The sequence below is a fragment of the Methylobacterium phyllosphaerae genome, assembly GCF_001936175.1.
Taxonomy (GTDB): domain Bacteria; phylum Pseudomonadota; class Alphaproteobacteria; order Rhizobiales; family Beijerinckiaceae; genus Methylobacterium; species Methylobacterium fujisawaense.
In genome coordinates this window covers 3925973-3952170 of sequence record NZ_CP015367.1, presented here as the reverse complement: position 1 = coordinate 3952170, position 26198 = coordinate 3925973, and the positions used below count along the sequence as shown (strand labels likewise).

19 protein-coding genes are annotated in these 26198 nt (G+C 63.9%); 12 read left to right on the top strand and 7 right to left on the bottom strand.

What is annotated here, in order from left to right; all coding sequences use genetic code 11:
• Positions 1-18: 18 nt before the first annotated feature.
• Positions 19-396: a hypothetical protein gene (locus MCBMB27_RS18010; protein WP_043357064.1), complete on the bottom strand. Its 378-nt coding sequence runs from the start codon at positions 394-396 to the stop codon at positions 19-21.
• 95 nt (positions 397-491) lie between these two features.
• Between MCBMB27_RS18010 and MCBMB27_RS18005 the strand changes: the two genes are divergently transcribed.
• Both MCBMB27_RS18005 and MCBMB27_RS18000 read left to right on the top strand, forming a co-directional pair.
• Positions 492-788 (top strand): hypothetical protein, encoded by a 297-nt coding sequence (locus MCBMB27_RS18005; protein ID WP_236952738.1) that lies wholly within the window; start codon positions 492-494, stop codon positions 786-788.
• 339 nt (positions 789-1127) lie between these two features.
• On the top strand, positions 1128-3239 hold the full coding sequence (locus MCBMB27_RS18000; RefSeq protein ID WP_075380980.1) for a putative bifunctional diguanylate cyclase/phosphodiesterase: 2112 nt from the start codon (positions 1128-1130) through the stop codon (positions 3237-3239).
• 738 nt (positions 3240-3977) lie between these two features.
• Here MCBMB27_RS18000 and MCBMB27_RS17995 read toward each other — a convergent pair.
• Positions 3978-4811 (bottom strand): outer membrane protein, encoded by an 834-nt coding sequence (locus MCBMB27_RS17995; protein ID WP_043756327.1) that lies wholly within the window; start codon positions 4809-4811, stop codon positions 3978-3980.
• Between the two features lie 525 nt (positions 4812-5336).
• Between MCBMB27_RS17995 and MCBMB27_RS17990 the strand changes: the two genes are divergently transcribed.
• Both MCBMB27_RS17990 and MCBMB27_RS17985 read left to right on the top strand, forming a co-directional pair.
• Complete coding sequence (locus tag MCBMB27_RS17990; RefSeq protein ID WP_075380979.1) at positions 5337-6845, top strand: glucosamine inositolphosphorylceramide transferase family protein; 1509 nt, start codon at positions 5337-5339, stop codon at positions 6843-6845.
• Positions 6846-7061: 216 nt separating this feature from the next.
• Positions 7062-7223, top strand: coding sequence for a YqaE/Pmp3 family membrane protein (locus tag MCBMB27_RS17985; protein ID WP_085987713.1), 162 nt, complete (start codon positions 7062-7064; stop codon positions 7221-7223).
• A gap of 1145 nt (positions 7224-8368) precedes the next feature.
• Here MCBMB27_RS17985 and MCBMB27_RS17980 read toward each other — a convergent pair.
• Positions 8369-8980 carry a glutathione S-transferase family protein gene (locus MCBMB27_RS17980; protein WP_043357054.1) on the bottom strand — a complete coding sequence of 204 codons (612 nt, stop codon included), beginning with the start codon at positions 8978-8980 and terminating at the stop codon, positions 8369-8371.
• Positions 8981-9074: 94 nt separating this feature from the next.
• Here MCBMB27_RS17980 and MCBMB27_RS17975 point away from each other — a divergent pair, with 94 nt between their 5' ends.
• Entirely contained in the window at positions 9075-9794 is a 720-nt protein-coding gene (locus MCBMB27_RS17975) for a helix-turn-helix transcriptional regulator (protein ID WP_043387833.1), read from the top strand.
• A 218-nt stretch (positions 9795-10012) separates the two neighbouring features.
• Here MCBMB27_RS17975 and MCBMB27_RS17970 read toward each other — a convergent pair whose 3' ends face one another.
• Positions 10013-10300: a hypothetical protein gene (locus MCBMB27_RS17970; RefSeq protein WP_043351475.1), complete on the bottom strand. Its 288-nt coding sequence runs from the start codon at positions 10298-10300 to the stop codon at positions 10013-10015.
• 550 nt (positions 10301-10850) lie between these two features.
• Here MCBMB27_RS17970 and MCBMB27_RS17965 point away from each other — a divergent pair.
• Positions 10851-11147: a hypothetical protein gene (locus MCBMB27_RS17965; protein WP_236952737.1), complete on the top strand. Its 297-nt coding sequence runs from the start codon at positions 10851-10853 to the stop codon at positions 11145-11147.
• 294 nt (positions 11148-11441) lie between these two features.
• Here the strand turns inward: MCBMB27_RS17965 and MCBMB27_RS17960 are convergent, their stop codons facing one another.
• From MCBMB27_RS17960 to MCBMB27_RS17950, 3 genes are read right to left on the bottom strand one after another with little or no spacing between them, the layout of a single operon-like run.
• Positions 11442-12350: a plasmid partitioning protein RepB C-terminal domain-containing protein gene (locus MCBMB27_RS17960; protein ID WP_075380978.1), complete on the bottom strand. Its 909-nt coding sequence runs from the start codon at positions 12348-12350 to the stop codon at positions 11442-11444.
• Complete coding sequence (locus MCBMB27_RS17955; RefSeq protein ID WP_075380977.1) at positions 12347-13246, bottom strand: plasmid partitioning protein RepB C-terminal domain-containing protein; 900 nt, start codon at positions 13244-13246, stop codon at positions 12347-12349. Before MCBMB27_RS17955 ends, MCBMB27_RS17960 begins: the two co-directional genes overlap by 4 nt.
• A complete protein-coding gene (locus tag MCBMB27_RS17950) occupies positions 13246-14784 on the bottom strand; it encodes a recombinase family protein (RefSeq protein WP_257787386.1) in 1539 nt (512 codons plus the stop codon). The genes MCBMB27_RS17955 and MCBMB27_RS17950 overlap by 1 nt, the downstream gene beginning before the upstream one ends.
• A 122-nt stretch (positions 14785-14906) precedes the next feature.
• Between MCBMB27_RS17950 and MCBMB27_RS17945 the strand changes: the two genes are divergently transcribed.
• From MCBMB27_RS17945 to MCBMB27_RS29665, 6 genes are all read left to right on the top strand, one after another.
• On the top strand, positions 14907-15302 hold the full coding sequence (locus MCBMB27_RS17945) for a hypothetical protein (RefSeq protein ID WP_075380976.1): 396 nt from the start codon (positions 14907-14909) through the stop codon (positions 15300-15302).
• 131 nt (positions 15303-15433) lie between these two features.
• Positions 15434-15862 carry a cache domain-containing protein gene (locus MCBMB27_RS17940; protein WP_236952736.1) on the top strand — a complete coding sequence of 143 codons (429 nt, stop codon included), beginning with the start codon at positions 15434-15436 and terminating at the stop codon, positions 15860-15862.
• A gap of 220 nt (positions 15863-16082) precedes the next feature.
• Positions 16083-16889, top strand: a complete 807-nt coding sequence (locus tag MCBMB27_RS29670) for a hypothetical protein (protein ID WP_139231614.1) — start codon at positions 16083-16085, stop codon at positions 16887-16889.
• A gap of 433 nt (positions 16890-17322) precedes the next feature.
• Complete coding sequence (locus tag MCBMB27_RS17935) at positions 17323-20013, top strand: hypothetical protein (RefSeq protein ID WP_139231613.1); 2691 nt, start codon at positions 17323-17325, stop codon at positions 20011-20013.
• A gap of 614 nt (positions 20014-20627) precedes the next feature.
• Complete coding sequence (locus tag MCBMB27_RS17930; RefSeq protein ID WP_075380974.1) at positions 20628-21866, top strand: tyrosine-type recombinase/integrase; 1239 nt, start codon at positions 20628-20630, stop codon at positions 21864-21866.
• Positions 21867-23035: 1169 nt separating this feature from the next.
• The gene (locus MCBMB27_RS29665) at positions 23036-26194 is read left to right on the top strand and encodes a hypothetical protein (RefSeq protein WP_139231612.1); all 3159 of its coding nucleotides are present in this window, start codon (positions 23036-23038) and stop codon (positions 26192-26194) included.
• Positions 26195-26198: the final 4 nt, after the last annotated feature.

The window sequence follows — 26198 nt, the reverse complement described above, 5'->3', positions numbered from 1 at the left end:
GCCGACAGCGGGCCGGGGCTACCGCGGCACGATCAGGCCGGGAATGATCGATCCCTGCGGCCCGAACGTCGCCTCGGCCTTCCGGCAATTCGCCGCCACGTCCTTCTGGTAGGCCGCGATGTACCGGGTCGCGATCAGGTGCAGGTCGCCGGTCTCCAGGCTGGCGGCATCGACGCCCAGGGCCTCGACGGTCTGCTTGAGGCGCGCGGGATCGCTCCGCAGGCCGGGGCATTCGAGGTTCACGAATCCGGCGAGCCCGGCGAGCTTCGCCGCCTGGTTGCGCCGCGGGTCGCCGGCCGATGGGTCCTGGGTCTGGGTCTGGGTCTGCGCCTGGGCCGTCAGCAGGCTCAGAAGGAGGCCGGCCGAGACCAGACCGGACAGACGGACCACGCGCATGGCTTCTCTCATCCTGTTCGAAGAGCAGCGCGTCCGTCCACCGTCACCGCTGCGCAGAGTCACGCAGGGTTATGCCGCAGGATCGGGGATTTACAATGCAGACCAAGCTTATAATCGTCTTAATTGCTCTGACCTGCGGGACCTTGCCGGCGGATGCCGCCCGCCTGACCATGGACGACAAGGCCTCGCTGTGGCCGCGGGCGAGCATGACCGACAAGATCGATTTTTCCAGCCGGATGGGCCGGGCCTTCCACACGCTGTCGCCCAAACTCGACGAAGCGTATTTCATGCGGTGTCTGGAAGAGACCGCCAATATCGGTGACACGAAGGAACTCAGGCTCGAGGAGATGGTGCGGGCCTGCATCTCCCTCGTCCGGGACGAAGGCGAGTGAGCGGCCGGCCGCGCCGGCCTGCGGTGCCGCCGACATCCCGGGGGCCGCGAAGGTCAGGATCCGGCCGTGATCCCTGACCACCTTCAGCCCGGGTCCGCCTGCGATCCGCCTGCGGTCCGCGTATCGGAAAGCTCCGCGGGCGGCCCGGCAAGGGCCGATGCGGCGCGCCGGACGCCCGCGGAGCCGTGCTCCATCCGCCTCCGGGATTACACGCAGCAATTGAAATCAGGTCTTCCGGAAAGAATCCGGAAAGCTCCCCGTTGCTAAAGTCCCGCCTGGTGGGAGCGTGCACCGTCCAGCAGTACGTTCGCGCAGGCGGACGAGTGGGATCCCCGGAACATGAACAGTGGGATGGGCGCGCTGCGGGAGAAGGCGAAGCTTCTGGACACCGTCCTCGACACGATGGACCAGGGTCTCATGATGATCGACGCCGCCGGCGTCGTTCAGGTCTGCAATGCCCGCGCCCTCACGCTGCTTGATTTGCCGCCGGCGCTGATGCGGACCCGCCCGACCTTCGAGGCCGTCCGGCAATATCAGATCGCGCAGGGGGAGTTCGGCGCGGCGTGCGAGACCCTGCGGCGCTGGGTGGCCGCGCGCGGGCTGGAGCGCCGCGCCCACACCTACGAGCGCGAGCGCCCGAACGGCACCGTGCTGGAGATCCGCACCGTGCCGCTGCCCGATGGCGGGGCGGTGCGGACCTTCACGGACATCACCGCGCGCAAGCGGGCCGAGGAGACGCTGCAGGTCAGCGAGACGCGCCTCGCCCTGGCGCAGGACGCGGGCAGTGACGGGCTCTGGGACTGCGATCTCACGACCGGGGAGGCGTGGTCCTCGGATCGCTGGTGGGGGGTGCTGGGCTACGAGCCCGGCGAGCTGGCGAGCCACGCCCAGACGTGGCGGGCCCTGCTCCACCCGGAGGATGCGGGCGCGGCCGAGCGGGCCCTGATCGAGCATCTGAGCGGGCGGGCGCCGACCTTCGCGTGCGAGCACCGCATGCGGCGCAAGGACGGCACTTGGGCCTGGATGATGACCCGCGGCAAGGTCGTGGCCCGCGCCGCGGATGGCCGTGCCCTGCGCTTCATCGGCACGCAGATCGACATCAGCGCCCGCAAGGCGGCCGAGGGGCAGGTGGCCCACATGGCGCGCCACGACGGCCTCACCGACCTGCCCAACCGCGCGCTGTTCTACGAGCGGCTGGAGATCCGGCTCGCCGACCTGCATCTCCACGGCGGCGCCTGCGCGGTGCTGTGCCTCGACCTCGACCGCTTCAAGGCCGTCAACGACAGCCTCGGCCACGCGGCCGGGGATTTCCTGCTCCGGGCGGTGGCCCATCGCATTCGCGCGGTACTGCGGGCCGAGGACATGGTGGCGCGCCTCGGCGGCGACGAGTTCGCCGTGCTGGTGGCCGATGCGGGCGATCCCGCCCACGCCGAGACCCTGGCGGCGCGCCTCATCGCGGCGGTGCAGGCGCCGATCCGCTTCGGCAAGCAGCGGCTGAAGGTTGGCCTGAGCGTCGGCATCGCGCAGGCGCCCGGCCACGGGCCCGATAGCGAGACGCTGTTCCGGCGCGCCGATCTCGCCCTCTGCCGGGCGAAGGCGGAGGGCGGGAACACCCATCGGGTGTTCGAGCCCACGATGGACGAGGCCGAGGCGGCCCGGCGCGACCTGGAACGGGATCTGCGCCAGGCGATCGAGGGCGACGAACTCATCCTGCACTACCAGCCGCAGGTGAGCACCGCCACCGGCCGGCTCGTCGGGTTCGAGGCGCTGGTGCGCTGGGAGCATCCGACCCGCGGGCTGGTGCCGCCGAATGCCTTCATCCCGCTGGCGGAGGAGAGCGACCTGATCCTGCTGCTGGGGGAGTGGGTGCTGCGCGCCGCCTCCCGGGAGGCGGCGCGGTGGTCCCGTCCGCTGAAGGTGGCGGTGAACCTCTCCCCGCGCCAGTTCCAGCAGGCGGATCTGCCCGAGCGCATCCTGGCCATCCTCACCGAGACGGGCCTGGCGCCGACGCGGCTCGAACTCGAGATCACCGAGACCCTGATCATCAACGACATGGCGCGGGCGCTCGGCATCCTGCGTCGGCTGAAGGCCTTCGGCATCTCCATCGCGATGGATGATTTCGGGACGGGCTACTCGTCGCTGGCGACGCTGCAGGCGTTCCCCTTCGACAAGATCAAGATCGACCGGTCGTTCGTGGGCCATGTCGAGGTCAGCGCCCAGGCCGCTGTGATCGTGCGCGCGGTCCTGGGGCTCGGCCGCAGCCTGGGGATGAGCGTCGTGGCCGAGGGCGTCGAGACGGATGCGCAGATGCGCTTCCTGGCCGCGGAGGCGTGCGACGAGGCTCAAGGCTATCTGATCAGCAAGCCGCAGCCGATCGAGCATTTCGCCGAGGAGATCGGTGCGTGCGAAGGCTTCGTGGCACCGGGCCGCCCGGACGCGGCCGTCGCCTGAGGCACGCTGCGGATCGACGACGGCTCGGAGCCCGGACGGTCGATGCGGGGCCGGATCGGGCCGCCCGATCGGCCGGCGTCCCACGGCGGCGATAGCCGCCCTGCGGCCTCGACGCGTTCCGGGGTCCGCCGGGACCGCGGGCGCCGCGCCGGCCTCTGTGGCGCGGCCGCGACACCCGACGACGACCGCCTGTGGATGACGTGACCTGCCCCCGATCCGTCAAGGTTCGCAGGCCAGCATGACCGCGCACCGCCGATCCGGCTCACCCAGCGCCCTCATCGCATGTTCGCCCAGCCCCACGCCCTCATCCTCCGTCATCGCGAGCGCGTCGCCGTGCTCATCTCCTCCGCGCTGTTCCTTGCGGGCGCCCTGCCGCTCTTCTGGGCGATCGGCTGATCCCCCGGCTCTGACCAATAGAGAATCGGCTGCGGACCGGGCCGCACAGGCTCTCGACGCGCCGCACGCCCGGCGGGCGGTTCGATACGGATTCCGCGTGAAGCGCTCGGACGAGGCCGGCGTCCAGGTTTCACGCGTGCAGCGAAGCCATCCGGGGCGGGCCACCCGCTCCGAGGTCGCCCGGCCCTGGTTCACAGCGCTCCGCGGTTGAGGCCGTGGAAAGTCCGTCCTGTCGCAGACGCGACGGCCTCCGAACGCCGAAGGGGCCGCGTCCTTTCGGACGCGGCCCCTTGCGAGTTCGGCTTGGCGCGGCGGTCGGGATCCGACCGCCGCGGCGCGGTCTTAGTAGGAGCCGAACTTGTAGTTCAGGCCGGCGCGGACGACGGCGAACTCGTCGGAACGGCGGCCGATGCCGCTGTAGACGACGGGGAAGTTGTTGGCGGCGTTGATGACGAACGCGCCCTGGTTGCGGGTGTTGCGGTCGAGGTTGACGTACAGGCCTTCGACCTTGAGCGTCACGGCCGAGGAGCGGAAGAAGTTCAGGAAGGAGTCGGTGGGGAGCGCGTACTCGACGCCGCCGCCGACGGCCCAGCCGGTGCGGAAGCTGTCGTTGCCGGCGTAGCCGCCGAAGGAGCGGTCGGCGCTGCCGGAGCCGTAGGCGAAGCCGCCGGTGCCGTACACGAGGGTGCGGTCGAAGGCGTAGCCGAGGCGGCCGCGGACGGTGCCGAAGAAGTCGAGGCTGGAGAGGCCGCGCGGGTCGGTGACGTAGTAGCCGGGGGCCAGCGCGCCGGCGACGAAGGCGTTGTTCCGGTTACGGCCGAAGTCGAGGTACTGGGCGTCCGCCTCGATACCGAACACGACGCCGGAGCCGGGGGTCAGCTGCCAGTTGTAGCCGATCTGGCCACCGCCGGAGAAGCCGTCCTGGCTGCGGTTGCGGAAGGAGGCGACGGTGCCGGGAGCGGCGTAGGGGAACGGCACGGCGAAGGTGTTGCCGGTGTTGCGGTCGCTGGCGTCGAAAGCGTAGCCGGCGTTGATACCGAAGTAGGCGCCGGTCCAGGTGAAGACCGGGACGGGGGTGAAGACCGGCGGCGGGGCGGCGCGGCGCGGCAGGTCGGCGGCCGAGGCGGCAGCGGTCAGGGCGGTGAAGGCAGCCAGCGAGGCCAGGAGCTTGGTCATGAGGTAAGGTCCAAATTTCGATCTGGACGTATGGCTACCGATCATCGACGAAAATGGCTGTAGTTTTACGGACACACCGCCCGTCGATGGCGGGCAATGTCATAGTAAATCATCCCGCAAGATTCGCCGACGTGCCGAAATACATCGCGCATACCGCGAGCGCGCGCGAGAACAATGTGAAGGCGTTTTGGTTGCATCGCACTGTGCCTACGTCCGCACCTGTGGCTGTCGAGCCACAGGTGCCCCTGCGCGACCGGCCGGCCTCGTGGGGGGGAGGGCGCCGCCTGGGCCGGGCCTGACACTCGAGATCGATCCCGCGGGATTCCGGACCGGGCCGCCGAGCCAGTCGCCGGCAATCGCGCGCCGCGCGGATGATCGGGTTTCGGCACCCTCGCCGCTGTCCGGAAGCCGATCGACGGTAAATCCTATGGGCCGCCCAAAGTTATCACTCCCGTTACCAGCGGGAAAATAGACGGGATCGACAGTCATTGTCTTGAGCGACCCATCGATAGGAACCCGGCTGCCATGCATGTGAGAGTTCGCCTCGACGGCGCGAACCCGCGCCGCTGGCACGTCGCGCTGCTGACGCGACTCTCGGGCCTGCCCGGCATCGAAGCCGTCAGTGTCGAGGCCGCACCCGGCCCGGACGGTTGGCCGGTCCAGGCCGACCTCCTGTTCCGGCTGGAATCCCTGATCTTCCGGGTGGCCCCGAACGGGTCGGCGCCTGTGCCGCCGGCGGACTTGGCCGCCTGGACCGATCCCGCGGCCCCGGACCTCTTGCTCGACCTGTGTGGCGATGCGGTCGCCCGCTGCCCGGTCTGGCGGGTGGCTTACGATGGCGGCTTCGGCGAGACCGGCCTGCTCGGGAGCCTGCTCGCCGGCCGCGTGCCGCGCCTCGACCTGCTGGAAGGCGACACCGTCCTGGTCTCGGGACGCCTCGGATCGGACTACCGGGGCTCCATCGCGCTGTCGTTCGAGGACGCGCTGGTGCGCACGACCACGCTGGTCGCCGCCGCGCTGCGGGACCGATTGGCGGGCCGCGCCGCGGCTGAGATCCCGGCCCCGGCGGCCGCCGGGCCCGCGCGCCCGGCGCGGATCCGGGCGTCCCGACCGGCGCGGCTGCTGGCCCGCAGTCTCGTCGGCCGCCTGTACAGGCTGTGCTATCACGCGCCGCACTGGCGCACCGGATGGCGGGTTCTGCGCGGGCCGGATCTCATCGACCTGGGGCGCCATCCCGAGGGGGGATGGCAGATCCTGCCCGACGACGGCCGTCGCTTCTACGCCGACCCGTTCCCGCTCGCCGCCGATGGGACGACCCACGTCTTCGTCGAGGAATTCCCGCACGCGACCGGCAAGGCGATCATCTCGGCCGTCCGCTTCGGGCCGGACGGTCCCGTAGGGGCGCCCATCCCCGTGCTGGAGGAGCCGTATCACCTCTCCTACCCGTTCGTGTTCGCGCGGGCGGGCGCCGTCTGGATGGTGCCGGAGAGTTCCGCGGCGGGCACGGTCGATCTCTACCGGGCGACGCGCTACCCCGGCGGCTGGGTGAAGGAAGCGACGCTCCTCTCCGGCGTGGTCGCGAGCGACGCGACGCTCCTCGAACAGGATGGCCGCTGGTGGCTCTTCGCCACCGTGCGCGACGCCCCCCCCGGCGCCCCGGCGGGATCGGGGTGCCACCACGACGCGCTGTATCTCTGGTCGGCCCCCGACTTCCGGGGACCGTATGTGCCGCATCCGGCCAATCCCGTTCTGGTCGACCCCTCGTTCGCGCGGCCCGCGGGCCGGATCGTCGCGCGCGGCGGGCGCCTGATCCGTCCGGTTCAGGATTGCGCCCACGGTTACGGCCGCGCCCTGTCGCTGGCGCGGATCGACCGGCTGGACCAAGACGGGTTCGCCCAGACCGTCCTCGGCCGGATCGAGCCCGGGCCGGCTTGGCCCGGCAGCTGTCTCCACACGCTCAACGCCGGCGGCGGCATCGAGTGCATCGACGGATCCGGCCGGGCTTCGCGCCTCAGGGCGCGGCTCGGCGCCTAGAGCCGCACCCGGCCCCGGGCGAACCGGCACGGCGTCGGATGCCCGTTCTCACAAGCCCTCCGGCGCCGAACCGGCATCCGCCCTGCGCCCCGGAGCCTCGATCCGGGATCTCGATCCGGGACCTCGATCCGATGCGTGTCGCGGCGGAGGCCCGGCCCCCAGGAACCAGCCGGCGCTTTCCGTGTTCGCTCTCGAACCCGGAGACACGTCACCCCCATGATCATGATCCTCATCTGCTTTCTCGCGCCATGGCTCGCCATGTTCCTGCGCGGAAAGGTGCTTCAGGGTATCCTCTGCATCATCCTCCACCTGACGATCATCGGATGGATCCCGGCGACGATCTGGGCCCTGGTCGTGACCCGGAGGGAGGCGGCCTGACGGACAGCGCCGGGCCGGTTGCGGACCGGCCCGCCTTACGCCCGAAGATCAACGGAGGCCGCACCGTCGCGGAAGGATCGATCCGAGCGATCCCACCGAGGGACGTGACCGGCCTGATGCTCGGACTCGGCTCCAGCGGCCGGCCCGAGCCTCGGGAGACCGGCCGAGGCGGCCGGCGGCGTGCCGACCCCGGCGGTCTCGAACCGACGATCCGCTTCGCACGGTGAGGGACTGTCGGGCCCGATCCCGCATGCCGGCGGGATTCCGGTTCGCTTTACCGTCGATTGGGAGCGGTGCACTGCGCCCGGCCGTTATGCGCCTGCCGGATCCCGCTGGGCCGGCCGGCGACTGGAAGTTGGCTGCGTGCGCGGCGGTGCCGCGATCTGCCCGGTCCCCGAACGCGAAGACGGCGGGGCAAGAACCCCGCCGCCCGCGAAGACCGTCGCCAGGGCAGCCTCGAGGGCTGCCAGTCCTCGTCGCTCAGAAGCCCATCAGGACGCCGGCCGAGCCGGTCACCGTCATCGCGAGGCCGCCCAGGAAAGCGCCGATCATCGCGTAGGAAAAGCCCTTCAGAACCATGTCGTGCACTCCTTTCATCACGCGGCGGGCCTTCAAAGGCCCGGGAAAACCAACTGCAACGATGATGCCGGATCGGCCGGGCGCGTGCGGTGCGATGCGTCACGTTGCATTGCGGAACCGTTCGGCGCAGGTTCAGCGACACGGCTGAGCCTGCCCCGGCGCGGTGCGGAGGCCTTCGCCGCCCGCGCGGCACGGGATGCGACGGTCGGCCGTCCCGCCGGTCCGTCCTATGCGAAATGCGCGGGAAGGCTCAGAGCCTGCGCGTAGGTGACCAGCGCGATCGCGCCCGCGATCAGGGTGGCGGCGATCGTGATGCGGTTCGTCCAGGTCATCGTCATCTCCATCAGATGTGCGGCGGCGTTCGCGGTGTGATCCTGATGTAAGCTCAAGCATTCAGGTCCGGCGTGTCCTGAAACACCCGCGGTGGAGGGCGCCCCGCACATCGTCTGCGCGGCGATGGCCGGCGGAGCCCGCACCGCGCTGCACGCCGGCGCGGTGCGGGCTCGGTCCGTCCTTCTGGCGCGGGCCCCTCCACAGAACCGGCATCCGCTTCGGCGGAGGGCGCCCTAGGCACCCTGCTGAAGACCGGAGGCACCGTCCCGCGCCGCACCGCGGAGGGCGGCCGGTCGCGCCCGGCAGCGCTCCAGATAGGCCTCGAAGGCCTCGCTGGCCGGGAACGCGGCGCGGCCGAAGCCCAGCGCGCTGGCGATGAGGATGTCGGCGCCGGAAAACCTCTCACCCATCGCGTAGGGGCCGCGCGCCAGGGCGGTTTCGAGGCGGCGGACCACCGCCTCGTGGGCGCGCCGCTTCTGCGGCGATCCCGGGAGCTCGCCCGCCATGCCGGCGAACAGGGCAGGCTCGAACTCTGCCACGTACCAAGCCAGCCAAGTCAGGTATGCGCCGCGATCGGGGTCGCCGATCGCCGGCGCCAGCCCCGCTTCGGGGAAGTGCTCCGCCAGATGGAGCACGATGGCCAGGGACTCCGCGACCAGCACGCCGTTGTGCAGGAGGGCCGGGACGCGTTTGTCGGGATGCGGGTTGGCGGCATCCGGCACGCCCTCCCCCGTCATCGGCCGGAAGATCGAGACCGGCTCGATGGCGTAGGGAACGCCCAGCTCCTCCAGCAGCCAGATCATGCGTGAGGATCGCGATTGCGGGGCGTGATACAGGGTGATCATGGCGCGGTTCCTTCGTCACGGCGGGCGGGATGGCCGCGACGGGAGGCTTGTAGGACCACCCTGCTGACAGCATCCTGTCAGCAGGAGTCGAGTGATGCGCCGCGCCGACAGGCTGTTTCAGATCATCCAGATCCTGCGGCGTGCGCCGCGCCCGGTGACCGCCGCCGAGATCGCCCGGGAGCTGGAGGTGTCCGCCCGCACGGTCTATCGGGACGTGGCCGATCTCGTCGGCCAGCGCGTGCCGATCCTGGGCGAGGCCGGGCTCGGCTACGTGCTGGGCGAGACCTTCGACATGCCGCCGCTGATGCTGACACCCGACGAGATCGAGGCGGCGGTCCTCGGCGCGCAATGGGTTGCGGGCCGGGGCGAGCCGGTCCTCGCCAAGGCGGCGCGCGATCTCATCGCCAAGATCACCGCCGTCGTGCCCGAGCGCCTGCATCCGTTCATCGCCGATCCCTCGATCGGTACGCCGCCGGCTTTCACGCAGACCGCGGACGGGATCGATGTCGCGCGGACCCGGGCCTGGATCCGCGAGGGCCGCAAGATTCGCATCGACTACCGCGATGCGCGCGGCGATCCGAGCCGGCGCGTGATCTGGCCGGTGATCGTCGGGTTCTTCGATCAGGCACGGATGCTGGCCGGCTGGTGCGAGCTGCGCGGGGAATTCCGGCACTTCCGCACCGACCGGATCACGGACCCCGACTTCCTGGAGGAGCGGCACGGCCTCCGGCCCGCCGTCCTGCGCGCCCGGTGGAAGCGGAGCCTGTCGGGCCGGCCGGTGGGTCCGCACGCGCCGACGCAGGTCGTGACGTGAAGGCGTCGGGATCCCGGCTTGCGGCCACCCGCCGTCGAGGGCGGGCGCCCCCTGGCGTTCCGAACGCGATCCGGGTCGCGCCGCGATCGCCCCCGTCGCCCACCCGGATGCGAGCCGCCGGGCGGCCCCGACCGCCCGGCTGTCACGCGCTGGCCGAACTGCGCCCGCGCCGCCCGGGGGCGGCGCGACGAATCACCCTTGGGACGCCGCCGCGCTCCTCAGATCGCCCAGTCGGCCGCCAGTGCCGCGGCGGCGTATCGGGCGCGCGCCGCCGCATCTCTCTGAAGCCCGGCCCGCTCGCACCACGCGGCGAAGATCTCCGGCTCGATCGGCACGCGCACGACCTCTACGCCGCTGCGCTGCACCTCGCGTTCCATCTGTTCGGTGGCGACGCGCCACGTCTCATAGTCGGGCGGCAGCTTGGCGCCATCCGCCAAGCGCGCGCGCAACTCCGCGTAGCGCTCCGGAGCGTACCAGGGCAGGCCGACGCGGCGGGGGCGGTCCATGGGAGGCTCTTCGAACGGTCACGCTGAACGGCCATCAACGGTCCAGAGCGCTCTTCGGTTCGAACCAGGATGGCCGGAGCGGCGGTGATCGTGCCGCAGCGGCCGAACGCCCGATGGCCGAGCCTGCGGCTCGCCGCTACGCGGCCCTGATGGACATCGCCCCGTTCGCCCTCATGGCCTCCGCCCTCACGTTTTCCGGCTTCGTCGTTCTGCTCGGATGGCGGTGAGTTCCGCGGCGTCGAGGTCGCGTCGGTGCCGTGAACGCAGAGGAGGACGCTGCGGCACCGTGAAACCCGCTCCATCATCCCCGCAGCGGGCAAGTTGCTGGCGACCCCGGTAGGGCTCGAACCTACGACCTGCCGCTTAGAAGAGGCGGATTCGCCTTGTCGCGACATTTAATGCAGTTGGATGTATCTTCTCAGAAATTGACGCTTTCCTTCCCAGCTTACACCAAGCGGTTCGACCTCGCTTCGCTCGACACTGCGAAACGATGTGGAACCCGATCGATTGGCGCGTTGCCACGTAACGGTAACCGCGACTGCTACCACGGATGAAGTACGTGCAACCTATGAGTCTGCCGCCTACAGATGACGACCGCGAATTCGAGCATTCGCCGCTGTCCGGCACCTTCAGTCGCGATGGTGGGAAGGTGGATGTTGAAATCTACCGCTATGCCGGCACGCAGGAGCCTTGGCGACTAGAGGTGATTGACCTGTCATCTGGTCGCTGCACTGCTTGGCTGGCAACCTTCGCGACGGATCAGGAAGCCTTCAACACCTTCGCTGCAATGGTCGAAGCGGACGGCATGGCATCGTTCGCCGCGTCGACGAGCACCACATCCCACTAATCTGGCCCCATGATGGCGGGATCGGCATTGAAGTCCGCGCAGTCGCCGCTGGAAGGATGCTCGGATGGGCCGCTGCGAAGCCATCGACCCAAGAGCGATAGATGCATTTTCGGCTCTATCGGAACTGTGCAGGTTCGAGCGCACCTGAATCTACTCTCGTTGATGCCTGCAATCACAATTTCAGACATAACAGCCTGCGCAGCCTCGTGCCCACCGATTTCATCTTGGAAGCGCGGACGAAAGAGCTCGATCGCTTCAGGATCAATTCATCACACCTTTCCCGAGACCATCCATCTAGGCGACGGCATCGACCGACAGGGTGGACGTGATGTCTGAGATGGCCACGAATTGCTCTAGGTAAGCGGGATACCTGCTCTCCAGAAACCGCCGGACGCGGTGATTCGCGAGAAGCTTGGCCAAGTAGCCCTTGGCCACCATCAGATGCAGATTGTCCTGGCTGAACGACGCTTCCACCGACCCGATGGCCGCCTGCATGTTAGCGAGTTCGCGTTCCATCTGGGCCATTGCAACGGCTGAGATGCCCTTGGGCTTGATCTTTGCTCCTTTCACGAGCTCGGTCTCGGATGCGGTGGATAGCATCCCGGCGGCGAAGGCGACGCTGAAATTGTTATGGTTGACCATCACATCCGCCGTCTGCATCTGCTTCAACGGCTTCATCTTCCGCAGGATGTCGAACACAGCCATGGGACAATGTCTATCGGACAATTGCGCAATGACCTCCGGGCAGATGCCGTCGAGCAATTTTACCCGCCGCTGCACGCTCACAACGTCGAGTGACATAGCGGCAGCAATTCTTCCTTCTGGAACGCCTCTCTCAATGGCACGAACGATCATCGCGCGCTCTTGAACCGGCGAAGGGCGGTTGATGTACCTGTTGTAGGTGAAAGCCTCGTCGTCAGTCGACACTAGGCACTCGACCTCTGTGTGTCCCTGTTCCTTGAGGACCTCGATACGCATGTGCCCGTCCAGCAATAGATATCGGTCCGGGACGGCACGATCGCGTGCAACGACAGGCGGCTCGACCAATCCTATCTCTCGAACCGACTGGGCGATCTGAGCATATTTGGAGCTGGCCTTGACCGACGCTCGTAAGGTCTTGACCGGCGTAAGCGCGGCGATCGGGACAAAAATTGTTTCGGGCTCGAAGCCAAACGACAACGATCGCCGATTCGAGTTGTTCATGTCAGGCCTCCATTCATCCGGCGGTCAAGGTCGGACGGCATGGCATCCAAATCCTCTGCGCGGAGCAGCGTGACAAAGTCCTCGTCCGACCTGAGCCGTCGGAGCGCTTCAACGACGAACATCAGGCGGGACTGTGTGACCTCAGCCTTCTTTGCGAAAATCCGCTGCCGATCAGCTTCCTTCTGGTAGATTCTAAGGAGTGCTGAGGTCGAGCTGGGCCGGTAATTCTTATCCTTGTTGCGTCCGAATGGGGTCATCGGGGTAACACGCCCAGACTTGAACCTAGCGTCGATCAAGCGACGAACCTTCACAAGCTTACCGCCCTTGAGCTTCTTTTCGGCGTAGGCCTGCGTGAGGAGCGCCTGCACGCCAGCCTCGTCCGACTTAGATATCTGCATGGCGACGCTAATGGGCAGGACGCCGGTCTCTACGGCAGCGAGAAGGCGCTCCTCGCCGTGACTAATCAGGTTGGCGATCATGTTCACCCATTCTGGCGTGCAACCGATCTTGGCGGCGATCTCCCGGTCGCTGTAGCCGCGGCCGCGAAGGGTTCCGACGTCGTGCAGGAGTTCCGCTGGCCGGTGCTGCCTGCGGGCGCAGTTCTCGACGAGGCTCCTGACAAGGCAATCTTCCTCGCTCGCCTCGATCACGATGGCCGCGACTTCGGTCTCGCCCAGCTCCACGCATGCTCTGAGCCGTCCCTCACCGCAGACGACCCCATAGGATTCGGCCCCGTCCGCGGATGGGATTCGAGTCAAGGTGATGGGGCGCTTTAGACCGACGTTGTCGATGTTTCGGACGATCTCACCAAATTTGCGACGCTCACGCGTCCTGGGGTTGAGGACGGTGATCCGATCCACCGCGATCATTGCGATTCGCCTGCTGATGTGCTCCATCACGCCGCCTCCGAGAAGCTGGCCCGAGCGCCCAGCGAGTAGAAGAAGCACAGATCGTCGAACCGGTATCCGTCGAGCGACAGTCCGTTGAATTCAGCCAGCCGTAGGGTGGGCTCGGTCATGTCGATCCGAGGAAGGACGTAGTAGTCGAGTGGGGCCAGGTTCCCGATGTCCATTCGCACGGCCAACGTCACGTCCGGCGCCAAGCCTGCATCCAGGCGAATGCGCCAACGCGAGTGGCCGGCCTCAGTTTGACGATTTCGGGCGATCACGACCGACGCAACGAACTCGCCGTTGACGGTCAGGAGATCGGTTGCCGGATCACGATGGACAGACCCGCCGGCATCGCGCAGTCCGGCTATAACCTCGTCGACGACGCCGGGATGCAGGTCGCGGAGCCGGCGGTTGATCTCTAGGTATCGGTAGTCCCGGCCCGGCGCGTACCCCACCATCTGATAGGCTCGTAGTAGGCTGCCAAAACGTCGGCGGTAGACGCTGCTCGACGGCATGTCGTCCCGCTCGTCGATGATGAGGCCCGACAGTGCCCCGGTTGCCCGCAGCAGCCCAGATAGCAGCGCGAGGAGCTCGGCGTCGTCGTAGCGCTTGCTGCGCCCCTCCACGATAGCCCTGGCGCGTTCGAAAAGGTCCCGAGGTACAGCGGCCCGAAAGGCATCCCGGGCGACGATCCACCGCTCCGGAGTGTTAACTACACGACAACGTTTGAGACGGTTCGACACGCGGTTATAGACGTTGTCACCAGCGTACTTCGGGTTGGTTAGGACCTGATGCACGGTGCCGCGCGTCCATGGGCGCCCGAGGTCGGTGCGGACACCATCCTGATTCAGAGTGGCGGCAATCTCGCGCTCAGGCACCCCAGCGACGAACAGGTCGTACATCCGGCGAACCGTGAGGAGCTCAGTCTCCGGGCCCGGTACGAGGATGACTCTGTCAGTCTGAAGGCTTTTGCGCTCGCCATATGAGAGTTCCGCTTTCGGCGCGCGGCCCTCATCCACGAGAAGTCTCCGCAGGCCGTACCCAGCCATCCCCCCTTGTCGGAAGCCCTTCTCGATCAGACGGCACTGCCCGGCATAGACCTTGTCGGAGAGTTCCCGACTGTACTCGGCCGCCATGTAGCGCTTGAGCGATTTCATGATGCCGGAAGCCATGCTCCCGTCATTCTCGAACTGCTCGGCACAGTAATGGACTCGGATCCTGGCCTGCCGACAGATGTACTCTAGGTGCGCTCCCTCATCGGCGTCCTGGAACCTGCCCCAACGGCTGATGTCGTAGACCAGGATGGCCTCAAAGTCTGCGCGACCTGAGACCACATCGTCGATCAGACGCCGGAACGCTTCACGCCCGTCGACGGTCAGGCCGCTCCGGCCGGCATCCTCGTAGACGCGGACTACGTCGAACCCGCGACGCTCGGCATATATTTGGATGTGTGCGAGTTGACCCTCCGTGGAGAAGCTCTGCATGTCCGTCGACATGCGTAGGTACGCAGCCGCGCGGGTCAGCCGGCCCGTGCCGCTGTCCAATGTCGGTGTCCGTCGCCCCGAGCTCAAGGACGCACCTCCCGCTGCCGGCCCTAGCCGCCGGCGATGGTACCGAATGGTGGCCATGCATGCCGGCGCCTGACCCTATGCGTAGGAGGCCGAGGATGTCGTTTCCGAAAAAGGGCAGATCATTACCGATCGCGGGCGGTGCCAGTGGCGGCGAACGTCCTCCGTCAGCGGTCGCCAGCGAGATCTGCGAGGCCCTTCGGCGGGAACTCGGCACGACGCCGGCCGCCGCTAAGATCGCCATGGGTTGGACGGGCGCAAGCGAGCGGACAGTCAAGAACTGGTTCGCGGGTCGCTACGGTCCGAATGAGGAGCACCTCGTGTCTTTGGCTGCGAAATCGGACGCGGTGCTTGTCGCCTTCCTGACCCTGGCGGGTCGGACCGAACTCGCCGCCACCGCATCAATAGTAGACATACGTAATAGTGTGCGACAGATGCTAGGAATACTGGACGAAATGCTTGAATCATCCGCAAGATCGATCCCAGATATCTAATGAAAAAGCCGCTATATGTAGGGATATGTCAATCGTATTCGTGATTCTATTCTGAAGCGGACTCGCCACTCTCGATCCAGCAGGAGATCATGATGACTAGGCAAACAGCAACACTCTGGGCATCAGGTCTGATGGCCTTGGTGCTGACAATTGGGCCAGCAACGGCAGCCGAGTTCGCGACGAAGGAAGAAGCCGTCGCCATGGTGAAGAAGGCAGTTGTCTTCATAAAGGAACAGGGGGACGCCACGGCCTATGCCGAATTCAGCCAGAAGGGCGGCCAGTTCCACGACCGCGATCTTTACATTACCGTGCTCGGCCTGGATGGTAGGGTCCTTGCCCATGGACAACGGGCCGACTTCATCGGCCAAAATCTGATCGACGCCAAGGATCCGGACGGCAAGCTATTCATCAAGGAGCGGAGCGATCTGGCACTCCATAACGCTTCGTTCTGGCAAAGATACAAATTCATGAACCCCGCGACGCAGAAGGTCGAGGTGAAGGATATGTATTGCGAACGTCTCGGTGAGACGAACGTCTGCGGTGGCGTCTACGGTACTTGAGAAGCTGGAGCCATCGTCTGGGTAGGCGCTTCCGGTCTGTACGCGCTTGAGCGTGCAAACGTCTTTCGAGGCCGCGCTCGGTTTGCCGACCGAGTGACAATCCGACGAGCGCGCATCCCGCATGTCGGGGGATGCCGCCCTACAGACGACCAGACAGCATCACCATAACGAAGTTGCAAGCGCGCCGACCTACGCTCGCGCAATAATGTGGAGCATGGCCGTGGCCAGAACTCGTCGTCTCGAAATCGACTGGTCCGCAATACGCGCCGAGTTTGACGGCATTCGCGCAGCCATAATTCCCTTCAGGGTTGCTTCAGAGCAAGACATCGAGCGTTGTAAGCTAAGCGACATGACTCATGGCATGATCGCGAGCAAGCTCGTTGAGGATTGGCGGCGGAACGATTGCGTCGTGATCCTCGACAAAGAGAAACGTGAACGTCTCACCGACCTAGCATACATGTTGGGCTTTTCGGATGACGACAATTTCACCGATGACAAGTACAAAAACGATGGCCGCCCGAACTGGAGACAACTCGAAGAATTGCTATCCCAACAAACCGTAAACACCGAATTTCTGCATCTATGGTCGCTCTTGAATTTTTACTTCGGGGTTTATGTTGAGCTATATCTTGGAAATGAAGCTATATACAAACGCGAGTTTCATCAATGTATGATGTCGATCGGTGATGCCACCCAGATCCAGCGCCATTGGTATGCGCATTGGATGCACGAGACAGTCCAGAGTAAATCGCGAGACATTGGCGATGCACGCAGTGAGCTGATTGCCGTCATTGAGAATATAAAGGCCGGCGAGCTGAAGCCTTGGGGGCCATACCAGGTCGAGTGGTACGAGTGCATGCTCGAGAAGCGGAAAGGATCCGGCGGCCGGCCAGATCAATACTCTGGTGATCTCAAAACTTCTTACACGAAGATTTCTTTGGCTGAGATTAGCCGCATGGTGCAGGACCCCCTGGTCCCGCGGCGCGTTCTCCCGCCGCTGTCGGCGAATCGGTTTGAACGAGCTTGAAATCAGACCCTGAGGGTCGGGAAGCCACGGGCTGAACACCGTCGTACCGTTCTCCGCGTCGCCATAGAGCTGACGCGGAGTGAGTACGATGCGTAGCGTAGACCGCCATACGAGCGAAGCCGAATCTTACCTAACACTTCGTCAGGCAGCCCAGGCGTTAAACGTGCCGTACTTCAAAATACAGCGCGCAGCCCGTCTCGGTATCGTGCCAGTGTACCGCCTCCTGAACTCTCGTCCGTACGTTAAGCGCTCTGACCTTGAGCGGGTCATGAGCGGGAACTGCTCGCTCTAGGACTGACGCTCACTCGGCGGGCTCATCCTCGAAGCCCCATAACGAACGCTGTTCGCGTCACGCGATAGCCGTTCGTGCCCTGCACCCAACCATTCAAATCCCATTCAACTTGCGGCTTACAGGCCGCTGGAAGGCAGTTCTATGTCCGGTAAGCGTAACAGTGCGCGGGCCGTTGCCCAGCGTGAAATCGGCCCTGTGGAGTTCCTAAAGGCCGTCCATGGAGACGACTTCGCTGGCGTCCAGGCGCTCTTCGTCCTGCCCACAAAGCAGACCGCCTTCTTCGATCACACTCAGTGGAGCGTACTTGGCGATGAAATCGAGCGCCTGAAGGGCGAGAACGACCTCTACGGCGTGATTGGCACCCAGCAGAAGCGGCTCTCGGCGCGGTCTCGCGGCAGCATTGCAACGGTCCGGCAGGTGTCCGGGCTCTTCGTCGATGTCGACTTTGCCGTGATGAAGAACAGCGCTAAGCGGTACGTCGCGGACGCCGCGGCCGCCGCCGTGATCCGCGAGGGTCTTCCTCTACCTCCCTCAGCGGTCGTCTCGACCGGCAACGGCGAGCACTGGCACTGGTTTCTCGACCGGCCCTTCGTCATTGAGCACCCGGACGAGCTCGAAGCGGCCAAGCGGGTCACCGCCGCATTCAGCCGCCACATGCAAGCGATCTTCCGCGAGCGCGGCGCCGAGATCGACGCCGTCGGCGACATCACCCGGGCGTTCCGCCTCCCGGGGACGCTCAATCTCAAGGGTGGCGCGAAGAAGCCAGTCGTGCTCCTCGCGTTCGATCCGGCCAAGCGCTACCGGCTCGCCGAGATCGAGCGGATCATCACGCCGCCGGCCGCACCGCCGACGCGGCCGGCCCGTAAGCGACGGCCGAGCGATGGGTTCGGGCAGGCCGATCACGAGGAGATCCGGCGCGGGTGCTCCTGGTACGAGCTCAAGACCGGCGACGGGGTGGCAACCGCGTCCGAACCCGAGTGGTTCGCGGCAGCGAGCATCACTGCGTGTTGCCGCGACGGCGAGGAGATCTTCCACGCCTACAGCGGTGCGCATTCTGGCTACGATCAGAGTGAGGCGCAGAAGAAGTTCCAGCGGGCGGTCGAGGCTGACGCACCGCGTACATGCGAGTCGATCGAAATTGATCTCGGCCACGACGGGTGTCTCGCGTGCCCGTACCACGGAAGGATCAAGTCGCCCGTCCAGATTGGCTCCGGACCTCGACAATACAGTCCAGGCGAAGAAGGACCTATCCCGCTCGGCTACAGCCGGGACGGCACCTTCGCCCTGCGCGATCCAGTCCGCAACATCATCATCCCCGCTAGCGCTCAGCAGCTCTTGTCGAGCCAATGGCTTCAGGGCGTCGCCCCTTCCTCGTTCTGGGGGCGCCAGTTCCGTGATGACAGGCGACCCTTCAATGCCGCGGCTGCGGGCGAAGCGCTGATCGCTGCGTGCAAGCGCGCTGGTCCCTTCGATCCTCTGGAAGTCCGCGGTCGCGGGGTCTGGGTCGAGGAGCGGGAGATCGTGCTCAATCTGGGTGGGCCGATCCGCGAGGGCCTAAAGCGGCAGTATCTCTGCTTCAAGCCGATCTCCCTGCCGCCCGACGCTAGCTTTGACACGCGTCGCTTGGCGGACCTTTTGGAACAGTTCAAGTTCCGCGACACGAAGAACGCCAGGTTGCTGTTCGGATGGCTGGCGATCGCGCCGATTTGTGGCGTCCTCGACTGGCGTCCGCATTGCTTCGTCTTTGGTCCACCGAAGGCGGGGAAGAGCACGCTACACGGCCTCGCCACAGCGCTTCTCACCCCCCTCGCCATCTCGACAACGGGCGATAGCTCCGAGGCGGGAATCCGCCAAGCCATCGGCCCAGATAGCTTGCCGGTGATCATCGACGAGTTCGAGAGCGATCAGAGGCAAGGGCGCCTGAAGTCGATCATCATGCTCGCCCGCAGCGCGTCGTCTGGAGACACCCCGATTCTTAAGGGGACCCCTGACGGGAAGGCGATGCAGTTCAGCCTGCGCACGACCTTCTTCTTCAGCGCGATCAATCCCACCGGCCTTTCGCCAGCGGATGCCAGCCGTATTCTGCTGTTCGAACTCTTGATGCACGAGAATGACCAGGAAGCGGCGCGTCGCATCACCACGGACCTAGCTTACTTCGCCGACTCCGGCCCGCGGTGGTGCGCGTTCATGGCCTCGAAGGCCTTGCTGATCGCACCAGCCCGCTTGGCCTTCGAGGCCGAGATGCCGGGGATGGATTCGCGTCTCCGGACGAACATAGCCACGCTTCTCGGTGCCGGTTTCGTGGCCCTGCACGGGCGTGTTCCAACGAAGGACGAAGCCGTCACAGAAGTCGCTGAGTTCGCTTCGACGACAGCCGAGCATGCCGATGTTGTCGACCGCGACGATGCTGTCGAGGCGCTGCATCACCTCCTCGCATACCCGATCGGTAGCACGTCACTCGGGCAGTGGATCGCTCGCGAGCGTCGCGACAGGATGGAGATCGGAGACAAGGACACACGGCCAAGCGCTCAGTTTCTTGCAAGCCTCGATATCGCGATGAACATCAAGAACAAGGAGCCAGGATTTTTCCTGCTCAGGGGCGCGCCCGGAATCGATAAGATCTTCAGGGACACGAAGTGGGCTGACGGCACATGGATGCATGCGATCCGCAAGTACGAGGGCGCATTTACGCCGAGCAATCCTGTTTACTTCAGCAACATGAAGAGAAAAGCCAGGGCGATTGGCATCAAATTCGACATCCTGCCCGATCCAACCGAAGCGCCGAGTGAACCGGAGTGCGGTAGTAGAGGAGGCTTATTCCCCGAGTATTGATTGGCTCACACGGGGTATGCGGACCTGACGCAGGATCGAATGGATGTCCCATCGGGAATAATGAGAGGTCGATATATATGTTGGGGCGCGATGCGACCGCTACACGCAGATCCCCTCTACCCATTTCTCTCGCTGTCTGTCCCGTCCTGCGTCTTAAGCGAGGGGTAATGCCGCACAGTACGATCGAAGTACAACAGGACGCAGGACGGGACGGACGTCGCATTACGCGTGGGGGGAGGGTGCACGCGACCGTGCGGGATCATCACCGCATATAACCCCCCCCTCTCTCCCTCTATCCAGTGCCGTCCGTCCTGTCCTGCGTCCTAGCAGCTGCGACCTACCGCTTCGCGGGCGTTGAGCCACGGCCTGCGAAGCTCAACCGGCTGTATTCCTGGCATCGGACGAGTACGATCGGTCGTATCTCAGGCCGCTCGATGAATGCATTTCAAGCCCGTGGTTCCATTTGGGGTTACGAGCGGACCTGCCAAAAAGTCTCGGGCTGATGTCTGACGAGTGCTGGTCGCGCGCCGTCCGTTAACCGCGCCTCCGTCCGAATAGTTGTTTCTCCTTCAACCGCATGGTTTTCTTTGCAAACCTCTTGTGGAGCGAGTTCTATGTCCTCCAAGCCGTTCAACATCTCATTGACGAAGCGCGACCGTCAGCGCAAGCTCCGTTCCGGTGAGATCGTCGTGAATACCCGCTGGGTTCTGAATTACTCCGACCCGAAATCCGGTCAGCGCACACAGCTGTTCTTCGTCCGTCAGAAGGACGCCATTGCCAAGCGCAACGAGATTCAGGCCGCAGTCGAAGCGCGGGCCTATGTCCCTGACCGCGACGTCATCACGGTCGCTGACGCGGTGGCGCGCTGGCTTGAAGGCCGGCGCGGCGACGTGAAAGGCCGGACCCTGTTCGGATACGAGCAGGGGGCCCGCTACATCACTGGGCCGCTCTTGGTCTCGGCGACCCCTGCCCAGCGCCGCATCTTTACCGAGACTGGTCTCGTGCCGCACGGTACGTCGCTCGCACCGATGCTCGGCGCTACGAAGGTCACTCGTCTCGGGACCGGCGACATCCGCGCTTGGCATAAGCTTCTCGTGCGGGAGGTCGGGCCTTCCACCGCGGCACGAGCCAAGAAGTACCTGGGCAGCGCGCTCGCGCTGGCGGCCGAGGATCTCGGTATCCGGCCACCTACGATGCCGACCCGGTTGAAGGCCGCGCCGCGGGTGCGCAAGGCCATTCTCACGCCCGCACAGATCGCGGCTGTCCTGACCGTCGCTGAGGCTGATGCAGAACGCGGCCCATATGTCGCGTTCCCGTTCCTTGCCGGTGCCCGGCCCAGCGAACAGCTCGCTCTTCTGTGGGAGGATGTCGACTTCGAGCGGAACGTCATCCGTATCAGACGAATGCAGGAGATGGACGGCCGGCAGTGCGAAGTCACGAAGACGGATGCCGGGCGGCGAGACATCCCGATGTCGGCGCGGCTGCGCGCTCTGCTGGTCTCGTGGCAGGAGATCTGCCCCAAGCGCGACGGCGAACCACATCGAGTGTTCCCCGGTCTCGGAAAGCGGCAGGCGTGGCCGCTGCCGAGAGTCGGAGGCGGTGGAATCCTGCTGTACGCCAACTTTCGCACGCGTATGTGGGCGCCGCTGCTGAAGCGGGCCGGTGTCCCGTATGTCACCCCACACTCGGCGCGCCACGCGTTCATCTCGATTCTTCAGGCCGAAGGCATCGAGGTGGGTCTCGTGGCGAAAATCGCCGGCCATAAGAGCCCAGCGGTAACCCTGAGCCACTACACGCAGGCCGTCCGGGGCGGGGAAGCCGCTTCGAGTGCGATCGATCGAGCCTTCGCATAGCAGCGGCTTTCCACGCGTGTCGCGCCTACAATATTGCAGCTTTGCTCACTGGCGCCCATGGTGCGGACGGCCAGCGTGTCAGGTGGGGACATATAGAAATTAGCAGAATGATCCGCGCATTTAGAACGGCTGTACACGGCCGTTAACCGCATTGGGGGTCGGAAAATTGTTCGACACTACCTCGCGTGTTTTTGTGTTCTGGCAAAGCATCCTGACCAGAGAAACGCGGCAATGTCGAGCAGCCCCCGCCACGAGACCTCCTCTAGGGTTGCTGGAGCTGGGCTGGTTGGCCGCCGTCTCGCCGCTGCTCATGCAGAGGCCGCCCGTCAGCACGCGGCTGCGGCCGATGCTCACGCGCTGGCCGCAGAGATGCACTACGAAGCTCGCGAGCCGCGTGGGAGCACCGACGCGACCCAGCACCAGGACGCGGAGAGCGCGAGCTCTGACGCGGCGACGCAGACCGACACGGCGGCCGAGGCGACCGCGGCGACGGGCATGGTTCTGGACTCAGTGCGTGATGCGGGTCGCGAGGCGGCCGAGGCAGTACGGCAGGCCGAGGATGGTGAGGATCCTCGCGACGCCCACGCGGCCGCCGCCATGCACCACGCGGCGGCTGCCAAGCGACACGCCGAGGCAGCAGAGCTTGCTGCACCTGGCAACGAGGAAGCCAGAGAGGCACGAGCCGAAACAGAAAGCGCGGCAGCGCGAGCAAACGATGCGATCGTATCGCGATGACGGCTCGTGATCCAGCGAAGGACACAAGGGCGTTCCCGCAAAGGGTGTCTGGTCGGCTTGTTCCGAGCTATTGAATAAGTTGCGGAAGCCTCAACTCTGCTTGCGAGCGCGAGTTTCAGGGGAGTGGAGCCAATCCGTTTTGGTTGGCCTTCTACTAGACTATGCATCCGTGACTGTTCGGCAGTAATTCATCATGCGATCTCGACTGTATAATTTCCTATATGTATCTATAATTCACATACAATCTTACGACTCGCGGGATACTATTCGGCTTGAATCCTCTGCGGCACTAGAATTTCGCATAGATAGGATGAAATTGCGCGTGGCTTGAGCTAAGAGAACGTAGTTCGCGCGCGGAACATTATATGGTGGCTTCGCCATTCGCGAGCCGCTAGCTTATGCGAAGAAGATCCAGAGCGTCCCCAGGGGTTAACGTGCAAGGCGACAACGAAGAAGTCATCATCGACCTCGATGCGCTCGGCGGAGGACCTGCCACATTCGAAAGGTTGCACAACGCTGACGGCCGCCGGCCGGATGCCGGCGGATCCCGCGTCATTCGGCGAGATGCCTTCCGGCGCGTCCTGACCAAGCTAGTAGCCAATCCGTCCGGTAGACCCGAGACGGAGGATCTGTATGCCCGTCGGCCGCAAGCTCTCGACGTCATGCCGAATCGCAGCCACGACGCGATCCTGATTAGCGCCCGACGCGGCGATGGCAAGACTACCTTCCTCACCGATCTACTAGCGCTAATTCAAGACGTTCAGAATGGGAGCGACGATTTTCGTCACTATCTTGACGGTGCTGTTCCAAATGATCAAGTCGGCCGTCTTTACAGCCTCGGTATCATTGATCCAACGCTGATAGAGGCCAAGCAGCATATTGTCGTGATCATTATCGAAAAAATCAAGGCGGCAGTAGACCACCTCCATGAGCGCACCTCCGGCGATAAGGCTTCCTATGATGCTTTTAAGACCAGGCTTTACGATCTCGCGGCTGGTTTGACCCTCCTCGACGGTATCGGCGAGTCGATGCTCCAGGGCAAGGACTGGGCCGATCCTGACTTCGTTCTAGACAAGGGCCTTGACCGAGCAGGTGCCGCCGGCGGATTCGAACGTGCCTTTCGACGTTATGTGGTCGAAGCCTGCACGTTCCTGAAAGTTGACGCATTCGTCCTCGCCATCGACGACGTCGATACGTCTTTCGATCGCGGGTGGCCAGTGTTGGAGGCCCTACGCAAGTACCTCGCCGCGCCCCAACTCAAGGTGGTTCTGGCTGGGGATTTAAAACTCTACAACTTGCTAGTTCGACAGCAGCAATGGAAGCAGATGACCAAGGAGTTTGTCGAAGTTGAAAGAACTTCGACAACCGATAGATCGTATCGCGATCAGATCATTGAGATGGTCGATCTTCTCCAGGATCAATATCTTATAAAAATTGCAAGACCCGAGAACCGGCTCGATCTTCGAAATCTGTTACACTACGCGAATAAGTCAAACTTGTCGTTTATCGCTTCGAAACACCGCAATAGTATGCGGCTGAACGAGCGGGAAGTTTTTGACCGCTACGCTGATCGCCTATTCGCGCTCGGAAGTCTGGAGGAGCGCGCGGTTATCCGATCGACTCTCCTACGTCTTCCTCTGCGCAGTAGCCTTCAGGCACTTGCGGGCGCTTGGCGTTTGATCTCAACCGTGCCGCCTGTAGCACGTCCGGGCGAAGCTAGTGGAACTCGGCAGACATGGGAAGAACCGGACGCCGAGTTGACGCGGGACGCCCTCGATGCGCTTCGATCAGTGGCTTCGCAGAGCCTGATGACGCTTGATCTAGACCACGAGGCGTTACTGGAAGCCGATCCCAACAGGATCATCGATCAGCTATCGCAATGGATGACGGATAAGAATCTTTGGTTGAATATGGATCGATTTTTTCCGCAGGGAAAAAGCGAAGGAAACGACATTGTCTCATTACTGATCGCAGGAACATTAACCAATTTGTTCCAACTTCAGCCGCGTACGATCATAGATTACTGGCTTAAGATTTGTACGGTCAGGGAGGTATTTGATCGCAGCATCTCTTCTTCAGACGATATGCGCGCGGTCTTAAGAGACCAACTCAAGATCGAAGCAAGCGAAAATTCAATCCAATTCGTTAGCCGCCTTTCAGCTTGGGAAGTAGGGGCGGGAGGTCAGGTTCGTCCCGGCCTTCGCCTTAGCGGTATCAGTATTCCGGCGAGCTTGAACCTTGAGCGTTCGCGCCAACAAGGCTATATGGAGCGACTTTACGGACTCAGTGTCGATTTCGATCGCGAGACATTCAGTAGTATAGCTAATGGAAACGAAGACGGACCGCAAGAACTTGATGAACGCCAGCTCGAGCTGATTAATGCGCTACCCGTTCCCTTACGTACATATCATCGTACACTTATGAGGGCGGGCTGGAGCTACAATTCAAGACGGGGATCGGAGGCTGGCCTCACTGCGGTATTCGCTAATTCTTTGGAAAGTTTGGAGAGGCGCCTGCCACCTGACATCGCCGCTGTGGCTATGATCCCCGCCAATCGCGCAAGAAGCGGCCAGTTGGCCGAGATTACCAGCTACTCTATACTCCGCCTGATAGGTTTTGTTGGCGAAGTCCTCGCTATCGGCGCTAGGGTGCCAGCGGCAGATCGCGCGCAGGCTATCGCAGGCTTGCTATCCACATTCTCGCTACTGCGCAGCTACCCGAGTCCCGGTCTAGGTGGTTCAAGTTCTGTGGCAAGAGCGACGTCAGTCGTTGGTGGAGATGATGTAGAAGATCCAGAGGACGATGGCGAAGAGACTTCTGCGTCAGATGAGCTCCCATCTGACCCGCATTCTAATGATCAGGAATTGCACAGCCTCTTAGAAGCCTGGCTTTACGCCATTTTGGAAGAACCTCCGCCGTCAATATCAACTGTCACGCTCGCCCGAATTTGGACTCGGTTCACATACGCATTCGACAACGTTGTTGAAGAACTCCGACATACCAAGACACGGTACCTCGGCGTTCTGATGCATCGAGCAATCATCGTATTTTGGCATGCTGTTGGTGTTGAGGCCCTGAAGGCTGCCGGACGCGCGCCGACGACGAAAACAATCCGAAACCCGACGGTTTCTGGACTACCCTTCTGGGAGTTATTGCAAGAAATCGATGCAGGCGAACGAGATAACGCTGAGTTTAGACAGAAGATGTGGATCTTCGAAGCTATTTTCTCGTGCCCTGTTTGGGGTTATTTTACCGCGCGTGACGATGGAGAAATTGACGACGGCAAGATAAATTATGCAGACGAGATATATAACGAATATGCTGAAAGACTTTCGAGAATAAATCTCAGACCTTCTTATGGCGTGGTATTCAAGACAACTAATAGCGGAGGAACGATCCGTTTCGATGGCCTATATCCCCTCCTAAATACGATACCAATCCAAGTATCAAAGCGTGCGCCAAATTCGGCTGTAGCGCAAAATCTCAAAAGAATTCTACAGAAGTATGCTGAGCCAAAGAGCCAAGCGGACTCTGATACCGATCCGGCTCCTCGTCGCACGCGACGCCGATCTTCCCCGGACTCCAACAGCTAAGCCT